This is a genomic window from Dysgonomonas sp. ZJ279, from assembly GCF_011039205.1.
Taxonomy (GTDB): domain Bacteria; phylum Bacteroidota; class Bacteroidia; order Bacteroidales; family Dysgonomonadaceae; genus Dysgonomonas.
Window position 1 is genome coordinate 24,580 of the sequence record NZ_JAAKEL010000021.1, and the last position, 15,187, is coordinate 39,766.

10 protein-coding genes are annotated in these 15,187 nt (G+C 36.2%); 7 read left to right on the forward strand and 3 right to left on the reverse strand.

Annotated elements, in window-relative coordinates:
• Window positions 1-57: 57 nt before the first annotated feature.
• Window positions 58-1,251, reverse strand: coding sequence for a lactonase family protein (locus G7Y57_RS15175; RefSeq protein ID WP_165026000.1), 1,194 nt, complete (start codon window positions 1,249-1,251; stop codon window positions 58-60).
• 164 nt (window positions 1,252-1,415) lie between these two features.
• Here G7Y57_RS15175 and G7Y57_RS15180 point away from each other — a divergent pair, with 164 nt between their 5' ends.
• Window positions 1,416-1,676, forward strand: a complete 261-nt coding sequence (locus G7Y57_RS15180; RefSeq protein ID WP_165026002.1) for a type B 50S ribosomal protein L31 — start codon at window positions 1,416-1,418, stop codon at window positions 1,674-1,676.
• Between the two features lie 75 nt (window positions 1,677-1,751).
• Here the strand turns inward: G7Y57_RS15180 and G7Y57_RS15185 are convergent, their stop codons facing one another.
• Complete coding sequence (locus G7Y57_RS15185) at window positions 1,752-2,465, reverse strand: DUF4276 family protein (RefSeq protein ID WP_165026005.1); 714 nt, start codon at window positions 2,463-2,465, stop codon at window positions 1,752-1,754.
• A gap of 6 nt (window positions 2,466-2,471) precedes the next feature.
• Window positions 2,472-3,617: an AAA family ATPase gene (locus G7Y57_RS15190; protein ID WP_165026007.1), complete on the reverse strand. Its 1,146-nt coding sequence runs from the start codon at window positions 3,615-3,617 to the stop codon at window positions 2,472-2,474.
• Between the two features lie 152 nt (window positions 3,618-3,769).
• Between G7Y57_RS15190 and G7Y57_RS15195 the strand changes: the two genes are divergently transcribed.
• The 6 genes from G7Y57_RS15195 to G7Y57_RS15220 all read left to right on the forward strand — a co-directional run bounded on the left by G7Y57_RS15195 (window position 3,770) and on the right by G7Y57_RS15220 (window position 15,180).
• Entirely contained in the window at window positions 3,770-6,052 is a 2,283-nt protein-coding gene (locus tag G7Y57_RS15195; protein WP_165026010.1) for a cation:proton antiporter, read from the forward strand.
• A gap of 20 nt (window positions 6,053-6,072) precedes the next feature.
• On the forward strand, window positions 6,073-8,286 hold the full coding sequence (locus G7Y57_RS15200; protein ID WP_165026012.1) for a tetratricopeptide repeat protein: 2,214 nt from the start codon (window positions 6,073-6,075) through the stop codon (window positions 8,284-8,286).
• Window positions 8,287-8,380: 94 nt separating this feature from the next.
• Window positions 8,381-10,126, forward strand: a complete 1,746-nt coding sequence (locus tag G7Y57_RS15205) for a phospho-sugar mutase (protein ID WP_165026015.1) — start codon at window positions 8,381-8,383, stop codon at window positions 10,124-10,126.
• 240 nt (window positions 10,127-10,366) lie between these two features.
• Entirely contained in the window at window positions 10,367-10,831 is a 465-nt protein-coding gene (locus G7Y57_RS15210; protein ID WP_165026017.1) for a MarR family winged helix-turn-helix transcriptional regulator, read from the forward strand.
• A gap of 14 nt (window positions 10,832-10,845) precedes the next feature.
• Complete coding sequence (locus G7Y57_RS15215; RefSeq protein ID WP_165026020.1) at window positions 10,846-11,952, forward strand: efflux RND transporter periplasmic adaptor subunit; 1,107 nt, start codon at window positions 10,846-10,848, stop codon at window positions 11,950-11,952.
• Between the two features lie 54 nt (window positions 11,953-12,006).
• Window positions 12,007-15,180, forward strand: a complete 3,174-nt coding sequence (locus G7Y57_RS15220; protein ID WP_165026023.1) for an efflux RND transporter permease subunit — start codon at window positions 12,007-12,009, stop codon at window positions 15,178-15,180.
• The last annotated feature ends 7 nt before the right edge of the window (window positions 15,181-15,187 follow it).

Sequence of the window (15,187 nt, forward strand, 5' to 3'; positions counted from 1 at the left end):
AAGTAAACCGTACGAATTTAGAATCACTCGCACGGCTTACTTTTTATATTTAGTATTTTATTTAAATGAAGCGAACTTCAAACAAACAGGCATGTCGAGTTTAATATCTTTATATACATTCTCTAATAAACCCGTTTTTTTATCGATCTCGAAAATTTGAATAATATCGTTGTCACGACTAGCTACAAGCAAATATTTGCCATTTGGTGTAATTGCAAAATTACGAGGGTGGATGCCCGTATCCTGATAACCGACTTTAGTAAGCTTTCCATCAGTTTGATTGATTGAATATATTGCCAATCCATCGCCTTTCAAACGATTAGATGCGTATAAGAACCGCCCATCGGGTGATATATGTATATCGCCACTTCCTTTTGCATTAAGTGTATCTGCTTGTATTGATTGGAATTCTTTCAAATCTCCGTTATTATATTCGAAAGCAATAACAGAACCTGATAATTCAGTTATGAGGTATGCGTACTTTCCATTGGGATGAAACTCTAAATGACGAGGTCCCGATCCGTCTTTTATTTTAAAAGCGGGAGGTGTACTGATCTTCAAAAAGTCTTCGGTACTATTATCGTTAACTTCAAATTTATGTATTTTATCTGTTCCTAGATCGCTCGCAAATAAATACTTTTCGTCTGGTGAAAATACTACACAATGCAAGTGAGGTTGACTCTGGCGCTCATCAACACCTTTACCCATAAAGCTTATAACACTCGACGCAGGCGCTAATGTTCCATCTTCATTTGTATTAAACAAAGTAATGCTTGCTCCAAGATAATTCGCTGTTACCACATGCTTTCCCGCTCTGTCTACAGTAATATAGCAAGGGGCTCCCCCACCCGTCAGCTGGGTATTTAACAATTTGAGTTTACCATCCTTTTTATCGAAAGATAGAGCATTGGCAGCAGAAGTATTATCATCGTTCTCTGTTACTGCATACACAAACTTCTCATCTTTACTTATAGCTAGATAAGACGGATTGTCTACCTTCGCCATACTTACATATTTAGAGTATCCGGAAATTGTGTCGAATTGATAAACATATATACCATCACTTTCGCCCGATGTATACGTGCCTACCAGAAGATACATACTTGTGTCGTCAGAAATTGATTCCATAGCCAGTTTAATTGAGTCAGCTTCGGTTAAAGCTTTATTTTCAGTAGTATTTGTCGTCCCTTTATTGGTACATGCAATCATTGACAAAGCAATAATAGGTGCTATAAAATATTGTTTCAACATACTTATTATTCAGTTTTAATTTATTCAATAAACAAAAGAAACGAAAAAATATCAATTTAAAGACTATTTGCGAACAAAATCAAATAGAATATTTTTGTTTAATTAGATAAATAGTCTATCTTTGTCGTCCGAAAAAGAAGAAATAATTTAAAATACACTATAAAATGAAGAAAGATATTCATCCTGAAAATTACCGCGCAGTTGTTTTCAAAGATATGTCAAACGAAGAGATTTTCATCACTCGCTCAACTGTAAATGCAAAAGAAACAATTGAAGTTGATGGTGTAACTTATCCTCTTGTAAAACTTGAAATCACTAGTTCTTCTCATCCATTCTATACAGGTAAACAAACACTTGTGGATACAGCAGGACGTGTTGATAAGTTTATGAATCGCTACGCTAAACGTACGCAACCTAAGAAATAATATTTTATTTCACACGAATAATAAAAAAGCCCTAATGTTCAAACATTAGGGCTTTTTTATATCTGATAGTGTTTATTATTTTCTATTCTTTGTCTTCTCGAGAACTTTTATCAGCCTGTTTAAGGGAGCGATCTCGTAACGAATATTTTTCATAATGTTATTAAAGTCCAGCTTACTTACTATTTTTTCGGTCTGTCCATAACGTTTTGTATACGACCTCCCCACCAATTGATAGATATTATCCAAGTCTTTAGCCGGATGCACTCTTGCTTCGGGATTCATCACATAAGGATCGATACCTAAATGTTTCTTTATAAAATTACCATCTAAGCGTCTGTCAATTTTCTTAAAATGATTTACTTCAGCCAAGAACCATGCTTCTATTTCGTGTACTGCTACAATAACGTCAAAATACGGTGCTTCATGCTTAAACCTGTTAGGCAAGAATCTCAAACCCATCTCCAATTTACCCAACTCGGCAAACGGGATTGGATAAAGATCTCTTAGTCCCACTATCTTACTGTACCCTCTCTCGCGTAGATTCTGTATATTCTCCAATATTTCAGATTTAACACGGTTATCCGAACCGCAATCGAATATCAGAACTTCATATAGCGGGGTACGCGACAATGATAAACTTCTAACAATCTCCTGCTTAGGAATATTTGTCCCTCCGCGAAATTGTTTCTGTATTATATTGGTGTCTTGTGGGCCTAAAATTTCTCTGACTAAGCGATTAACGAAAATTTGTTCCGTTTGCCCTTCAACAAAAAAAGCAATTCTATTCATTAATATTTATCCGTTCTCCTCTTCTTCTATGTTACCAAATCCTTTTTTATAAAAGTCAGTTGTCAGAAAGTCGAAATTATTCAATCCTGTATATTTGAAATCGTCAAATTTTTCTGTCGAATTTACAATGTCATAAAATATTGACTTATTTTTTTCTCTTTCAATAACAGACCAAAACCGTAAAGGAATATGATTCATTATATGACGATCATTAGTCGTCATAAAATATTGAATATTTGAGTTATGTATTTTATTTGTAACAATATCAATCAATCCTTTCGAGCGTTCAAAATCAAGTCCTTCACCCATATCGTCTACTAATATGCAAACAGACATATTACTCATATGAGCGTAGGTAAGAAATATAAATAAAGCTAACGCCCGAAACATGCCTTGCGACATATCACGCTGAGAAACAATATAACGACCATCCTCCTCGACACAAATACCGTATCCTCCTTTGGCTTCCTGTATATCGATATCAGATATTTGAGAATATCCCAATTCATACATACAAGATTTCACTTCGGAAATAAATTTATCGCCGAATGTTTTTTTACCCATATAGAGAGTATAGACCAGAATACTCGTATCCTCTACATCCTGATCTTTTTCTTCGATCACTCTATAATCCTTAACCAAATGAGCTTTTTCGATCTGATTGGAGAAAAAATAATTCTTCAATGACTTTCCCCACTGCACGAATGGTTTATAATAATTATTACCATTCACATCTGTAGCTGTAATAGCCAGATGAGTGTCATCTACTGAAATAGAAACATTCTTGCTTTCTGCCAGTTCTATAAATAAACCTTTCGCTCTATTCATATATTCTTTCCCATCGACAAGCAGTATTTCGGAGACAACAATTCTATCTTTAAAATCAAGAAAATAATTATATTCTTTCTTATCTCCTTCGAATATAAGTTCAAATCGCTGCGTTGCTGTATTTGCTTTACTCAACGAAATTTTACCCGATAATAATCCAGCAATCTCCCTGACAACATTCAATGTACGGCTTTTGCCCGATGCATTTTTACCGACCAGTAGATTAATATTGCCAAAATATGCAAAATCATCTCCATTGCCGACAATACTCCATTCGCGGGCATCTTTGGTGTAACGTGTATATTTTAAAGCTCTTAATATCATAAGAAAATAGTTAAGCTAATACATATTATATCCCCCAAATATACACATAATTTACTACAACATGAGTATAAATCTATATAACGTATTGTCATATTTAATTGTATCTTTGTACCAAATAGATTATCAAATAATCATAAACATGTTTTTCGTTTATGAAAAATTATAAAAACCTCATTTTTTATGCTTCAGTAGTAAGCATTTTTTCTATTCTGGTATATATTATTATTAACCTTGGATCAGAAAATCTCGAAATTACACATGCCCCGCAAGACATTGTTTCTGAAGGGAGTGCATGGTTTAATTTCATACGGAATATGGCCTCGAATTTATTGAGCCCCTTATCGATTTTACTCCTCCAGATAGTCGTTATTCTTCTTGCTGTTCGTATTTTTGGATGGATATGTCAAAAAATAGGACAACCCACTGTTGTAGGTGAGATATTTGCCGGTGTAGTATTGGGTCCTTCCCTTCTAGGTGCATACTTCCCCGAAATTTCAGATATGTTATTTCCGGTTTCATCACTCGATAACATCAAGTTTCTAAGCCAAATAGGGCTAGTTCTTTTCATGTTTATCGTAGGTATGGAATTGGACTTGAAGACGATAAGAAATAAAGCTCACAATGCCGTTATTATAAGTCATACGAGCATTGTTGTTCCTTTCACATTGGGTGTATTCCTTTCCTACATATTGTATGGTGAATTCACAAATAAAGATACACAATTCTTACCCTTTGCTCTATTTATGGGAATAGCAATGAGTATTGCCGCCTTTCCTGTCATGGCTCGTATTGTGCACGAAAGAGGTATAAACAAAACTCCGTTAGGTCCTGTAATAATTACATGTGCAGCCATAGACGACATTACTGCATGGTGTCTATTAGCCGCGGTAATTGCGATTGTAAACGCGGGCTCGTTCAGTAGTTCATTCTTTGTAATTCTATCTGCTATTATATATGTCATCGTTATGTTTAAGGTAGTACGTCCATTCCTGAAACGTATAGCAGATCTTCAAACATCAAAAAGAGTAATAAATAAATCCGTAATAGCTGTATTCTTCCTCGTTCTCTTCCTATCGGCTTATGCTACCGAGGTAATTGGCATTCATGCCTTATTCGGCGCTTTCCTTGCCGGAGTAATTATGCCATCCAATATGGGGTTCAGAAGCTTATTTACAGACAAGATAGAAGATGTAGCCCTTGTATTACTGCTACCGATGTTCTTCGTATATACCGGATTAAGAACACACATCGGACTGCTCAACGAGCCGCATTTGTGGATAATGTGTGGAGGTATTATATTCCTTGCCGTTGCCGGAAAATCTATGGGGAGCGCCTTAGCTGCACGCTTCGTAGGTAACACATGGAAAGACAGCCTTACCATAGGTGCTTTGATGAACACACGCGGATTGATGGAGCTGGTTGTACTCAACATAGGGCTCGACTTAGGCATACTTACCCCCGAAGTATTTGCAATGATGGTTGTTATGGCTTTAACCACCACATTTATGACATCGCCTCTATTAACACTGATAGACAAGATATTTAAGAAGAGGCAAACAGAAACAGGAGAAGTCGAACAAAAGAAATACAAGATACTTGTTTCATTCGACAATTCCGATATGGGACGTAAACTTCTGTTCTTAGCCAATTGCTTTATCAGAAAGAGGCAAGCTCATTCCGAACTAACGATGCTTCATCTATCGGAAGGTAGTTTATTATATCAAAATACGCTGGACGAAGAGGAAGAAGAAATGTTTCAACCTGTTATAGATGAAGCTAATTCTTTGAGTCAGACCATTGTTCCGATGTTCAAGATTGGCAGTGATCCTCATGCCAATGTGGCAAAGATTGCCAATAAAGGCGATTATGACTTTTTAATCATCGGGCTTAAAGAATCTGTTTTTTCAAAAAATATGTTTGGTCGCTTTTTAGGATTCTCTAATCAACTGATACACATCCCCAACTACCTGCTTTCGAGGTTAGCCAACTATAAAAGATGGCGCAAGACCATCACAGCTCCGATCATGGATGAAGGCACACGTACCATTGTTTCCAAAACAGACATGCCGGTTGGCATATTTATTGATAAGGGAATAGTAGGTATAAGAACAGTATTTGTACCTATATTAGATGAAGGTGACATTTTTGTTGGAGAGTTCATGGAACGATTGGCTGAAAATTCATATGTGAGGATAACACTATGGGATCCCATTGGGCTTACTGATAGCTCCATAGAATTTATAAAATCGGTCAGAGCCATTAAAGCAGTTAATCCATATCTATTCCAATTATGGAATAATAATATCCCTATCGATAGTGATATTCTGAAGAAACAAGATCTGATGATGATAAGTTTAAACAGCTGGAAAAAACTGGAAGATAAAGGAACTCGATGGATTAAAGATGCACCATCTACTTTTGTTTTGACTAACTGATAACCAAAATAAGTTGATAAATGGAGAATCGAGATATAATATCGTTAAAGAAAGACATACTGCATTTTCTGTCAAAAAGGCAGTTAAAAGATGCGTTCGAATCACTTATTAAGTTGACAGTTAACACGCAAGACTGGCAAATATCAGAGCATTTGAGCGAACTTGAGACCAATTATAAATACATGCTTCACTATCTTATTGAAGGTATTGAAGACCCTCTACGTGAAGATGTATACCGCAATCTGCTTCGCTCGTTATATGAACTGACTGACGATTCTGCCGATGAATTATTAAAAATAACATCATCTAATGTATTCTACGAGAAACAACGTATTAATGATTTAAAAACAACCACATTACTCGATTATCGTAATTTACTAAAAGATATATCAGACTCTATTTCCTTAACCGACTTAGTAGCTAATGGCCCTGAACAGGAAGCCAGAAAAAGAGATTTATCTATCAAAAGAGAACGTATAGCATCCGATATGTTCAATTGTGTATTTGTTTCGCCACGTGCAGATGAAAAAGCATTACAAGATTATTATTCTATTATAGATAGTTTGGATTTACCAAGCAGAGAGAAATCTTTATTTATATCAGCATTAAGTCTAAGTGTTTTTCACCGCTTCGATGCCCGTAAAGTACAAGCATTAATGCATGCATGCGGATCAGAGAATGTAGGTTTGCGCGTTAGAGCCATTGTAGCTCTGGTTATTGTGATGCAAATGTACGACATTCGTTGGTCGCTGTATCCCGAATTGCAGCATCGGTTAGATACTTTATCCGAAAGACCGGAATTTAGAAAAGGAATATTAAGCGTTATTATACAACTGATTCGCTCTCGCGAAACAGAAAAAATAAGTAAACGATTGACAGAGGAAATCATTCCTGAAATGATGAAATTCAATAATTTAGCCGGCAAAAAGCTAAACATGGAAGATATGATGGGTGAAACCGACTTTGCCGATAAAAATCCCGAATGGCAAAAAGAACTTGAAGAATCAGGCTTAAGCAAAAAATTGCAGGAGTACTCGAACTTACAAATGGAAGGAGCCGATGTGTTTCATTCCACATTTTCGGGATTGAAAAGCTTTCCTTTCTTTTCAGATATGTGTAACTGGTTTCTGCCATTCGATCCCTCCTACTCCGAATTGACACCACTATTTACCAACGATCATAAGAATAATCTATTGCACGCTGCCATTGTCGATTCAGGACATATGTGTAATTCAGATAAATATTCTTTTTGCCTTAGCTTATTGCAAATATCATCAACACAACGTGAAATGATGATGGGGCGTCTGAATGCAGAATCGGAAGAAATAAAGCAACTTCAAAAAGATGCGAAAGATTTAAACCCTACTATTGACGACGAAGTTATTTCAAATCAATACATACAAGATCTTTATCGTTTTTTCAAACTAAATCCTCATCGTAACAGTTTTTTCGATATATTCAATTTGAGTCTCAATTTCTACGAAAAGAAATCAATATCTCCATTGATATCTGATACTGATAGCATGAAGAAGATTGCACTCTACTACTTCGAAAAAAATAATTTCAAAGAAGCATTAGATGTATTTACCCGTTTGGTAGAAACTGATGAAATGAGTGATAATATTTGGCAAAAAATAGCTTACTGCAAGCAAATGCTCAATGATCTGCAAGGAGCATTAGATGCATATTTACAAGCGGATCTTATTACGCCCAGCAATTCATGGATTATCAAGCATATTGCACAGCTATATCGTACATTAAAAAAACCGGAACTAGCACTGGATTATTACAAAAAAGCTGCTCAATTAACACCTGACAATCTAGGCATAGAACTAAATATAGGACATTGTTATTTAGAACTAAAAGATTATGACAGCGCATTAAACAGCTACTTCAAGGTTGAATTACTGGACGCGAAAAGTACCAAGACATTACGCCCGATAGCATGGACCGCATTCTTGCTCCATAAATTTGACTTATCGCAGAAATATTATCAAAAGATAATAACCAGCAAACCTAATGTACATGACTACCTCAATGCAGGACATGTTGAATTATGTATAGGGAACAAAAAGACGGCAATTGCCTTTTATAAAGAAGCAGCCGTAATGGAAGGCAGTTTTGAACAATTTATAAATTTATTCGAAGCTGATAGAGATGTTTTGATCAATAGTGGAGTTGAGGAACAATTATTTCCATTTCTTTTCGACCAAATAAAGTACGAATTAGATTAAATTAAAAGAATCGTACTTTTCATTCGTATTTTGATGCGAATTTTAAATAGTTTATTACTTTTGTTATATATAGAAACTCTTAAATCACCATAAAATGGACAACAAGGATTTGATCGCACAAGTAACAGCCAAAGCACAAACATGGCTTTCAGATAAGTATGATGCTGAAACCAAAAAAGAAGTACAAGCATTATTAGATAATGAAGATAAAACAGAACTGATAGAATCTTTTTACAAAGATCTTGAATTCGGCACGGGCGGTCTTCGTGGTGTTATGGGAGTGGGTACAAACCGGGTAAATATTTATACAATTGGTGGTGCAACACAAGGACTAGCAAACTATTTACTAAAAGAATTTGCTGCCATAGAACAAATAAAGGTCGTTATCGGACACGACTGTCGTAATAACAGCCGCAAATATGCAGAAATATCGGCTAACATATTTTCAGCTAACGGAATCAAGGCGTATCTTTTCGAAGATTTACGCCCTACTCCCGAGGTATCTTATGCCATTCGCCATCTAGGTTGCCAAAGTGGTATTATGATCACTGCTTCGCATAATCCTAAAAAGTATAACGGATATAAAGTTTATTGGGATGATGGAGCACAAGTAATCCCTCCTCACGACAAGAACATTATAGCTCAAGTAAACCGCGTTACTGTCGATGATATTAAATTTAAAGGCAATAAAGCCCTGATAGAAATAATGGGTAAAGAGATGGATGATAAATATATCAAAGATCTTAAAACAATCCTTTTGTCTCCCGACTCCATTAAACGTCATGGCGATCTTGGTATTGTATATACTCCGCTACATGGAACAGGGTTTACAATTATCCCTAAAGCAATGAAAGCTTGCGGATTTACCAATATAATAAATGTGCCCGAACAAGATGTATTAAGTGGTGATTTCCCAACAGTGGTTTCTCCAAACCCCGAAGATCCTGCAGCAATGGCTCTTGCAGTTAAAAAAGCTGTGGAAACAAATGCTGATCTTGTGTTTGCAACCGATCCTGATGCCGACCGTTTTGGCGCAGGTATTCGTAATAGCAAAGGAGAATTCATTCTATTGAATGGTAACCAAACCATGCTAATTCTTATCTACTACATCATTACTCGCAGAAAAGAATTAGGACTGTTGACAGGAAATGAATATACAGTACGTACTATAGTTACCAGTATGTTAACTCAAACAGTATCAGAAAAAAATGGTGTAGAAATGTTTGAATGCTATACCGGATTTAAATGGATCGCAGCTGTAATCAGAGAACTCGAAGGTAAACGTAAATATATAGGTGGTGGTGAAGAAAGCTATGGCTTCCTTGCTCAGGACTTTGTCAGAGACAAGGATTCGGTATCTGCTGCTATTCTGTTTGGTGAAATTGCCGCGTGGGCTAAAGATAACGGTAAAACTCTTTACGAAATGCTACAAGATATATATGTAGAGTACGGCTTCTCGAAAGAGATAGGTATATCTGTTACCAAAGAAGGGCGTAGCGGAGCTGAAGAGATAGAGGCGATGATGAAAACATTCAGAGAAAACCCTATTAAAGAAATAGCAGGCTCTAAAATAGTGCTTATAAAAGATTTTGCAACTCTAAAAGCTCAAGATTTAGATCTTAACGAGACATTTACCCTCGAAATGCCGACAACCTCTAATGTATTACAATATTTAACTCAGGATAATACAAAGATATCCATTCGTCCATCAGGAACGGAGCCGAAGATTAAATTCTACATAGAAGTTCATTGTAAATTAAAGTCTAGAGAAGAGTTCGATACAGTAGACGAAGCTATGGAGGAAAAAGTAAAACAAATCTGTGCCGACTTGGGAATATAATTAAATTAATCGTAATATAAAATAGGCTGAATAGGATTAACTATTCAGCCTATTTTCGTATTTAGACAAACAACTACTTGTCAATATATTAGTTAAAACAAATGTGAATTTAATGTTAAATTAATGTTAAAGAACATATTTTACCAATGTCAACGCACACTTATTATAAGCATACTTACTATATTTGCATCCAAAATAAACTAAAAATAGAAATGGAAATAGAAAAGAAGGTATAACATAATGGAAGCAAATTGCAAATTTGGAAATCCAACAGACGATGTTGGATACTTAATATGGCGAGTTTCTAAATTTTGGCAAAGGGGAAAACATCGGGTATTAGAGGAATTTGGCCTTACTGGACCACAACTGGAAATACTTGGTGCTATATATCATATGACAATGTGTAAAATAGAAATTACCCAGATAATTCTGTCGCAAGAAACCGATATAGATCCAATGACCACGTCTACAATTATTAGGAATCTTCAAAAAAAAGGACTAATAAGTAGGCGAGAAAGCAAAACAGATACTCGCGCACGTATTGTAGGAATAACAGATGCTGGTGAACAATTATTTCAGAGAGCAATAACGAAGGTTAGAGAAATTCAGGAAGTATTATTCGAAGATATTGATAAAGATGCGTTGAAGACGCAATTAGTGATATTATTAAATGTATTAGATAAACAAAAAAAGGTAAACAATTAAAATAGGTATTAGGTATGAAATTTAAGAAGATTGTTTTTGGGGCAACGGCCCTTATGGTTATGGTTTCTTGCGGTAATAAGCAGGCAAACATGGGGCAGCAGGCTGAGGCTACTGAATATCCCACTATGGTTCTGAGCAAAGAGGAGGCAACATTAGAATCGGTTTATCCCGTTACAATCAAAGGTGCAGAAGATATCGAAATCAGACCACGTATAGATGGTTTTATCGATGCTATTTATGTCGATGAAGGTTCTGTTGTGAGAAAAGGACAGGCATTGTTCAGAATTAATTCTCCACAAGCTGAACAAGCGTTAAAATCGGCGAAAGCAGCTATTACAAGCTCTCAAGCATCTGTTAATACAGCTAAACTAAATGTTGACAGAATACGTCCGTTAGCAGATAAAGGAATTGTAAGTAAAGTACAATTAGACACTTACGAAAATGCCTATCAAACAGCTGTTGCTAGTATGGCTCAAGCACAAGCTTCGTTAGAAAATGCTCAGGCTACTATGAGTTGGACAAATGTTACTAGCCCTGTGGATGGCGTAGTTGGTACAATACCTTTCCGTCAAGGAAGTTTAGTAAATAGTACCAATGCATTGACTACTGTTGCAAATACAGGAAATGTTTTTGCATATTTCTCTTTAAATGAAAAAGACCTGATGGCATTCTTAGGTAATACAGAAGGTAAAACTCAAGTTGAGAAAATCAAAAACTTGCCACCCGTAACACTAGTTCTAGCTGATGGTACAATATATCCTGAAAAAGGAAAAATAGAAACAATATCTGGTGTGATCAGTGTAAGTACCGGTTCTGCAAATTTCAGAGCAGAATTTCCTAACTCTCACGGATTATTGCGCAGCGGGTCTAGTGGTAAAATATCTATCCCGAGAACATTGAAGGATGTATTTGTTATTCCACAAAAAGCAACTTTTGCACAACAAGATAAAATTCTAGTATACAAAGTTCAAGGAGATTCTGTGGTTCAAACTATCATTTCTGCAATTGGAATGCCGGAAGGTAAAAATTACGCAGTAACCGCTGGTCTAAATGAAGGTGAAAGAATAGTATCAGACAATGTTGCTACTCTTAGAAATAATATGAAAATAAAAGTGAAATAATTATTTGTAAAAGTAGTTAGCACTATTATTCTTTTAATTTAAAATAAAAAATCGATGTTAAAAACATTTATAGATAGACCCGTATTATCAACTGTAATATCCATTATTATAGTTGTATTGGGTATCATAGGCCTATTCACACTGCCTGTTGAGCAATATCCAAATATTGCACCACCCACAATACAAATTCAAGCCTTTTATAGTGGTGCGAATGCTGACGTGGTGATGAAAAGTGTTGTAATCCCAATTGAGGAGCAAGTCAATGGTGTGGAAGGTATGACATACATGACCTCTTCGGCAACAAATAATGGTCAGGCAAATATCACTGTTTATTTCAAGCAAGGTATAAATCCTGATATTGCCGCTGTAAACGTTCAAAATCTTGTAGCCAGAGCGAATCCTTTGCTACCTCAAGAGGTGTTGAATACAGGAGTAACAGTAAGGAAACAACAAAGTAGTACAATCCTGTTTATAGCCTTGTCTAGTGACAATCCGGACTATAACAGACGATTCATTCAGAACTATGCGAACATCAATATTCTGCCGCAAATCAAGCGTGTATATGGTGTTGGTGATGCAAATGTATATGGAGCAGAAGACTACTCTATGCGTATCTGGTTGAAACCTGATGTAATGTCTACATATAGAATTACACCTACAGAAGTTATTGCAGCATTACAAGATCAAAATATAGAGGCTGCACCGGGTGAATTAGGACAAAATAGTAATCAAACATTTCAGTATACACTTAAATACACTGGCCGCCTTCAAACAGCAGAGCAATTTGGTGACATTGTCATTCGTTCTAATGAAGGTCAGGTATTGAGAGTAAAAGACGTAGCTAACGTAGAATTAGCTTCGCTTAACTATACCATAATATCTCAAACTAATGGAGCTGAATCTGTCGTTATTGCTATTAGCCAAACTGCCGGTTCTAATGCACAAGAGGTTATTAACAATGTTCAGGCTGAAATAAATAAAACTGCAGAATCATTTCCTCCAGGAATGAAAGTTGTTTACTTAATGAATGCCAACGAATTCTTAAGTGCATCCATTAATAAGGTTATACATACACTGATAGAAGCTTTCATTCTTGTATTTATAGTAGTATTCGTATTCCTTCAAGATTTCAGGTCTACATTAATTCCTGCTATTGCAGTACCGGTAGCAATTATTGGTACATTCTTCTTCCTTCAAGTATTTGGGTTCTCGATTAACTTACTTACGTTGTTTGCTTTGGTTCTCGCAATCGGTATCGTAGTCGATGATGCGATAGTCGTCGTCGAGGCAGTCCATGCACAACTCGATGCAGGAGAAACCGACCCGAGAGCAGCAACAATGAAAGCGATGAAGGAAATTGCTCCGGCAATTGTATCTATCACCCTTGTTATGTCAGCTGTATTCGTTCCGGTTAGTTTTATTGGAGGAACTAGCGGGATATTTTACAAGCAATTCGGTTTAACACTCGCTATAGCAATTTTGATTTCGGCAGTAAATGCATTGACATTAAGTCCGGCTCTATGTGCTTTATTCCTAAAACCGCACAAAGAAGGTGAACATGAAAAGAAAAGTTTCTTAAAACGTTTCTATTATGCTTTCAATGTTGGATTTAGTTCTGCTACTCAAAAATACAAGTCTTCGCTACAATTCTTAGGAAAAAAAGGCCATCGTTGGATTACAGTAGCTATTATATTAGTTAGTGGCGGTATATTATTCGGCTTGATGGGAATGATTCCAAAAGGATTTGTTCCTCAAGAAGATGGTGGAGGTGTTATGGGTATGGTTACATTACCACCGGGAGCATCACTAGAAAGATCTGATTCGCTTGTACAAGACATTATTAAGATAGCACAAGACATAGAAGGTGTAGAATATGTGACTAATATTACCGGGATGAGCTTCATGAGCGGTATGGGTAGTTCATACGCCTCTCTCATTATAAAAATGGTTCCGTGGGATGAACGAGATATTACTGCTGACCAACTATCTGCAATATTAAAAGAGAAAACAGATTCTATAAAGGATGCTACTTTTATGTTCTTCGGTATGCCTACAATCCAAGGGTTCGGTTTAAGTACAGGGGTTGAATTACAATTACAAGATAAAACCGGTGGAGATATTCATGAATTTTATGATATAACCAATAATTTCTTGGATAAGATGAAGGCTCGTGACGATGTAATGATGGCAATGACCACATTTAATCCAAACTTCCCTCAAAAACAAATTGATGCCGATATACCTAAAATAAAAGCAGCAGGCCTTACTCTTAATGAAGTTATGACCACAATGCAAGCCTATGTAGGTAGTATGTATATCTCGAACTTCAATCTATACGGTAAGCAATTTAGGGTTATGGTACAAGCACCACCTGAATATAGATCAAAACTGGATGACTTGAATGGTATGTTTATTAGAACAGCAGATGGTGAAATGGCTCCGATAACTGAATTTTTAACTATTACAGATGTTACTGGCCCACAAACATTGAATCGTTTCAATATGTTCTCGTCTATGAGTCTTACCATTATACCTAATTTCTTTAAAGGATATAGTTCGGGTGACGTTATCAAGGCGGTTGAAGAAGTTGGCGCAAGCACACTCCCTGCCGGTTATGGTTATGACTATTCGGGTATGACCAGAGAAGAAGCAAGCAGTGGTAGTGAAACGGTATTGATCTTTGCTTTATGTTTGATCTTCGTTTACTTACTATTAGCAGCTCTATACGAAAGTTATATATTGCCACTTGCCGTATTGTTCTCTTTACCTGTAGGTCTGGCGGGCGTATTTATCTTCATATTTATTAGTATGATGTCAGGTACCGGTATTGTAAATAATATCTATGTACAGATATCGCTAATCATGCTAATCGGACTCTTGGCTAAAAATGCTATCCTAATTGTGGAATATGCGATTCAGCGTCGTCAACAAGGTATGAGTATTGTAGACGCTGCGGTAAATGGTGCGGTAGCCCGTTTACGTCCGATCTTGATGACATCATTTGCATTTATATTTGGTCTAATGCCTCTTGCTTTCGCTTCGGGTGCAGGTGCTATCGGTAACAGATCGATCGGTATCAGTGCTATTGGAGGTATGTTCATTGGAACAATGATTGGAGTATTGGTTATACCATCATTATACATCATATTCCAAACTATACAGGATAAAGTAAGTAAGTCGGGTATGATAAACTCCACTGACGAAGTTGTAACTAAGAAAAAAGATTAATAACAAG

Excerpts from the sequence above, each read along its gene's own strand:
- G7Y57_RS15175 (WP_165026000.1), bottom strand. The coding sequence starts at position 1,251 with ATGTTGAAACAATATTTTATAGCACCTATTATTGCTTTGTCAATGATT.
- G7Y57_RS15180 (WP_165026002.1), top strand. The coding sequence starts at position 1,416 with ATGAAGAAAGATATTCATCCTGAAAATTACCGCGCAGTTGTTTTCAAA.
- G7Y57_RS15185 (WP_165026005.1), bottom strand. The coding sequence starts at position 2,465 with ATGAATAGAATTGCTTTTTTTGTTGAAGGGCAAACGGAACAAATTTTC.
- G7Y57_RS15190 (WP_165026007.1), bottom strand. The coding sequence starts at position 3,617 with ATGATATTAAGAGCTTTAAAATATACACGTTACACCAAAGATGCCCGC.
- G7Y57_RS15195 (WP_165026010.1), top strand. The coding sequence starts at position 3,770 with ATGAAAAATTATAAAAACCTCATTTTTTATGCTTCAGTAGTAAGCATT.
- G7Y57_RS15200 (WP_165026012.1), top strand. The coding sequence starts at position 6,073 with ATGGAGAATCGAGATATAATATCGTTAAAGAAAGACATACTGCATTTT.
- G7Y57_RS15205 (WP_165026015.1), top strand. The coding sequence starts at position 8,381 with ATGGACAACAAGGATTTGATCGCACAAGTAACAGCCAAAGCACAAACA.
- G7Y57_RS15210 (WP_165026017.1), top strand. The coding sequence starts at position 10,367 with ATGGAAGCAAATTGCAAATTTGGAAATCCAACAGACGATGTTGGATAC.
- G7Y57_RS15215 (WP_165026020.1), top strand. The coding sequence starts at position 10,846 with ATGAAATTTAAGAAGATTGTTTTTGGGGCAACGGCCCTTATGGTTATG.
- G7Y57_RS15220 (WP_165026023.1), top strand. The coding sequence starts at position 12,007 with ATGTTAAAAACATTTATAGATAGACCCGTATTATCAACTGTAATATCC.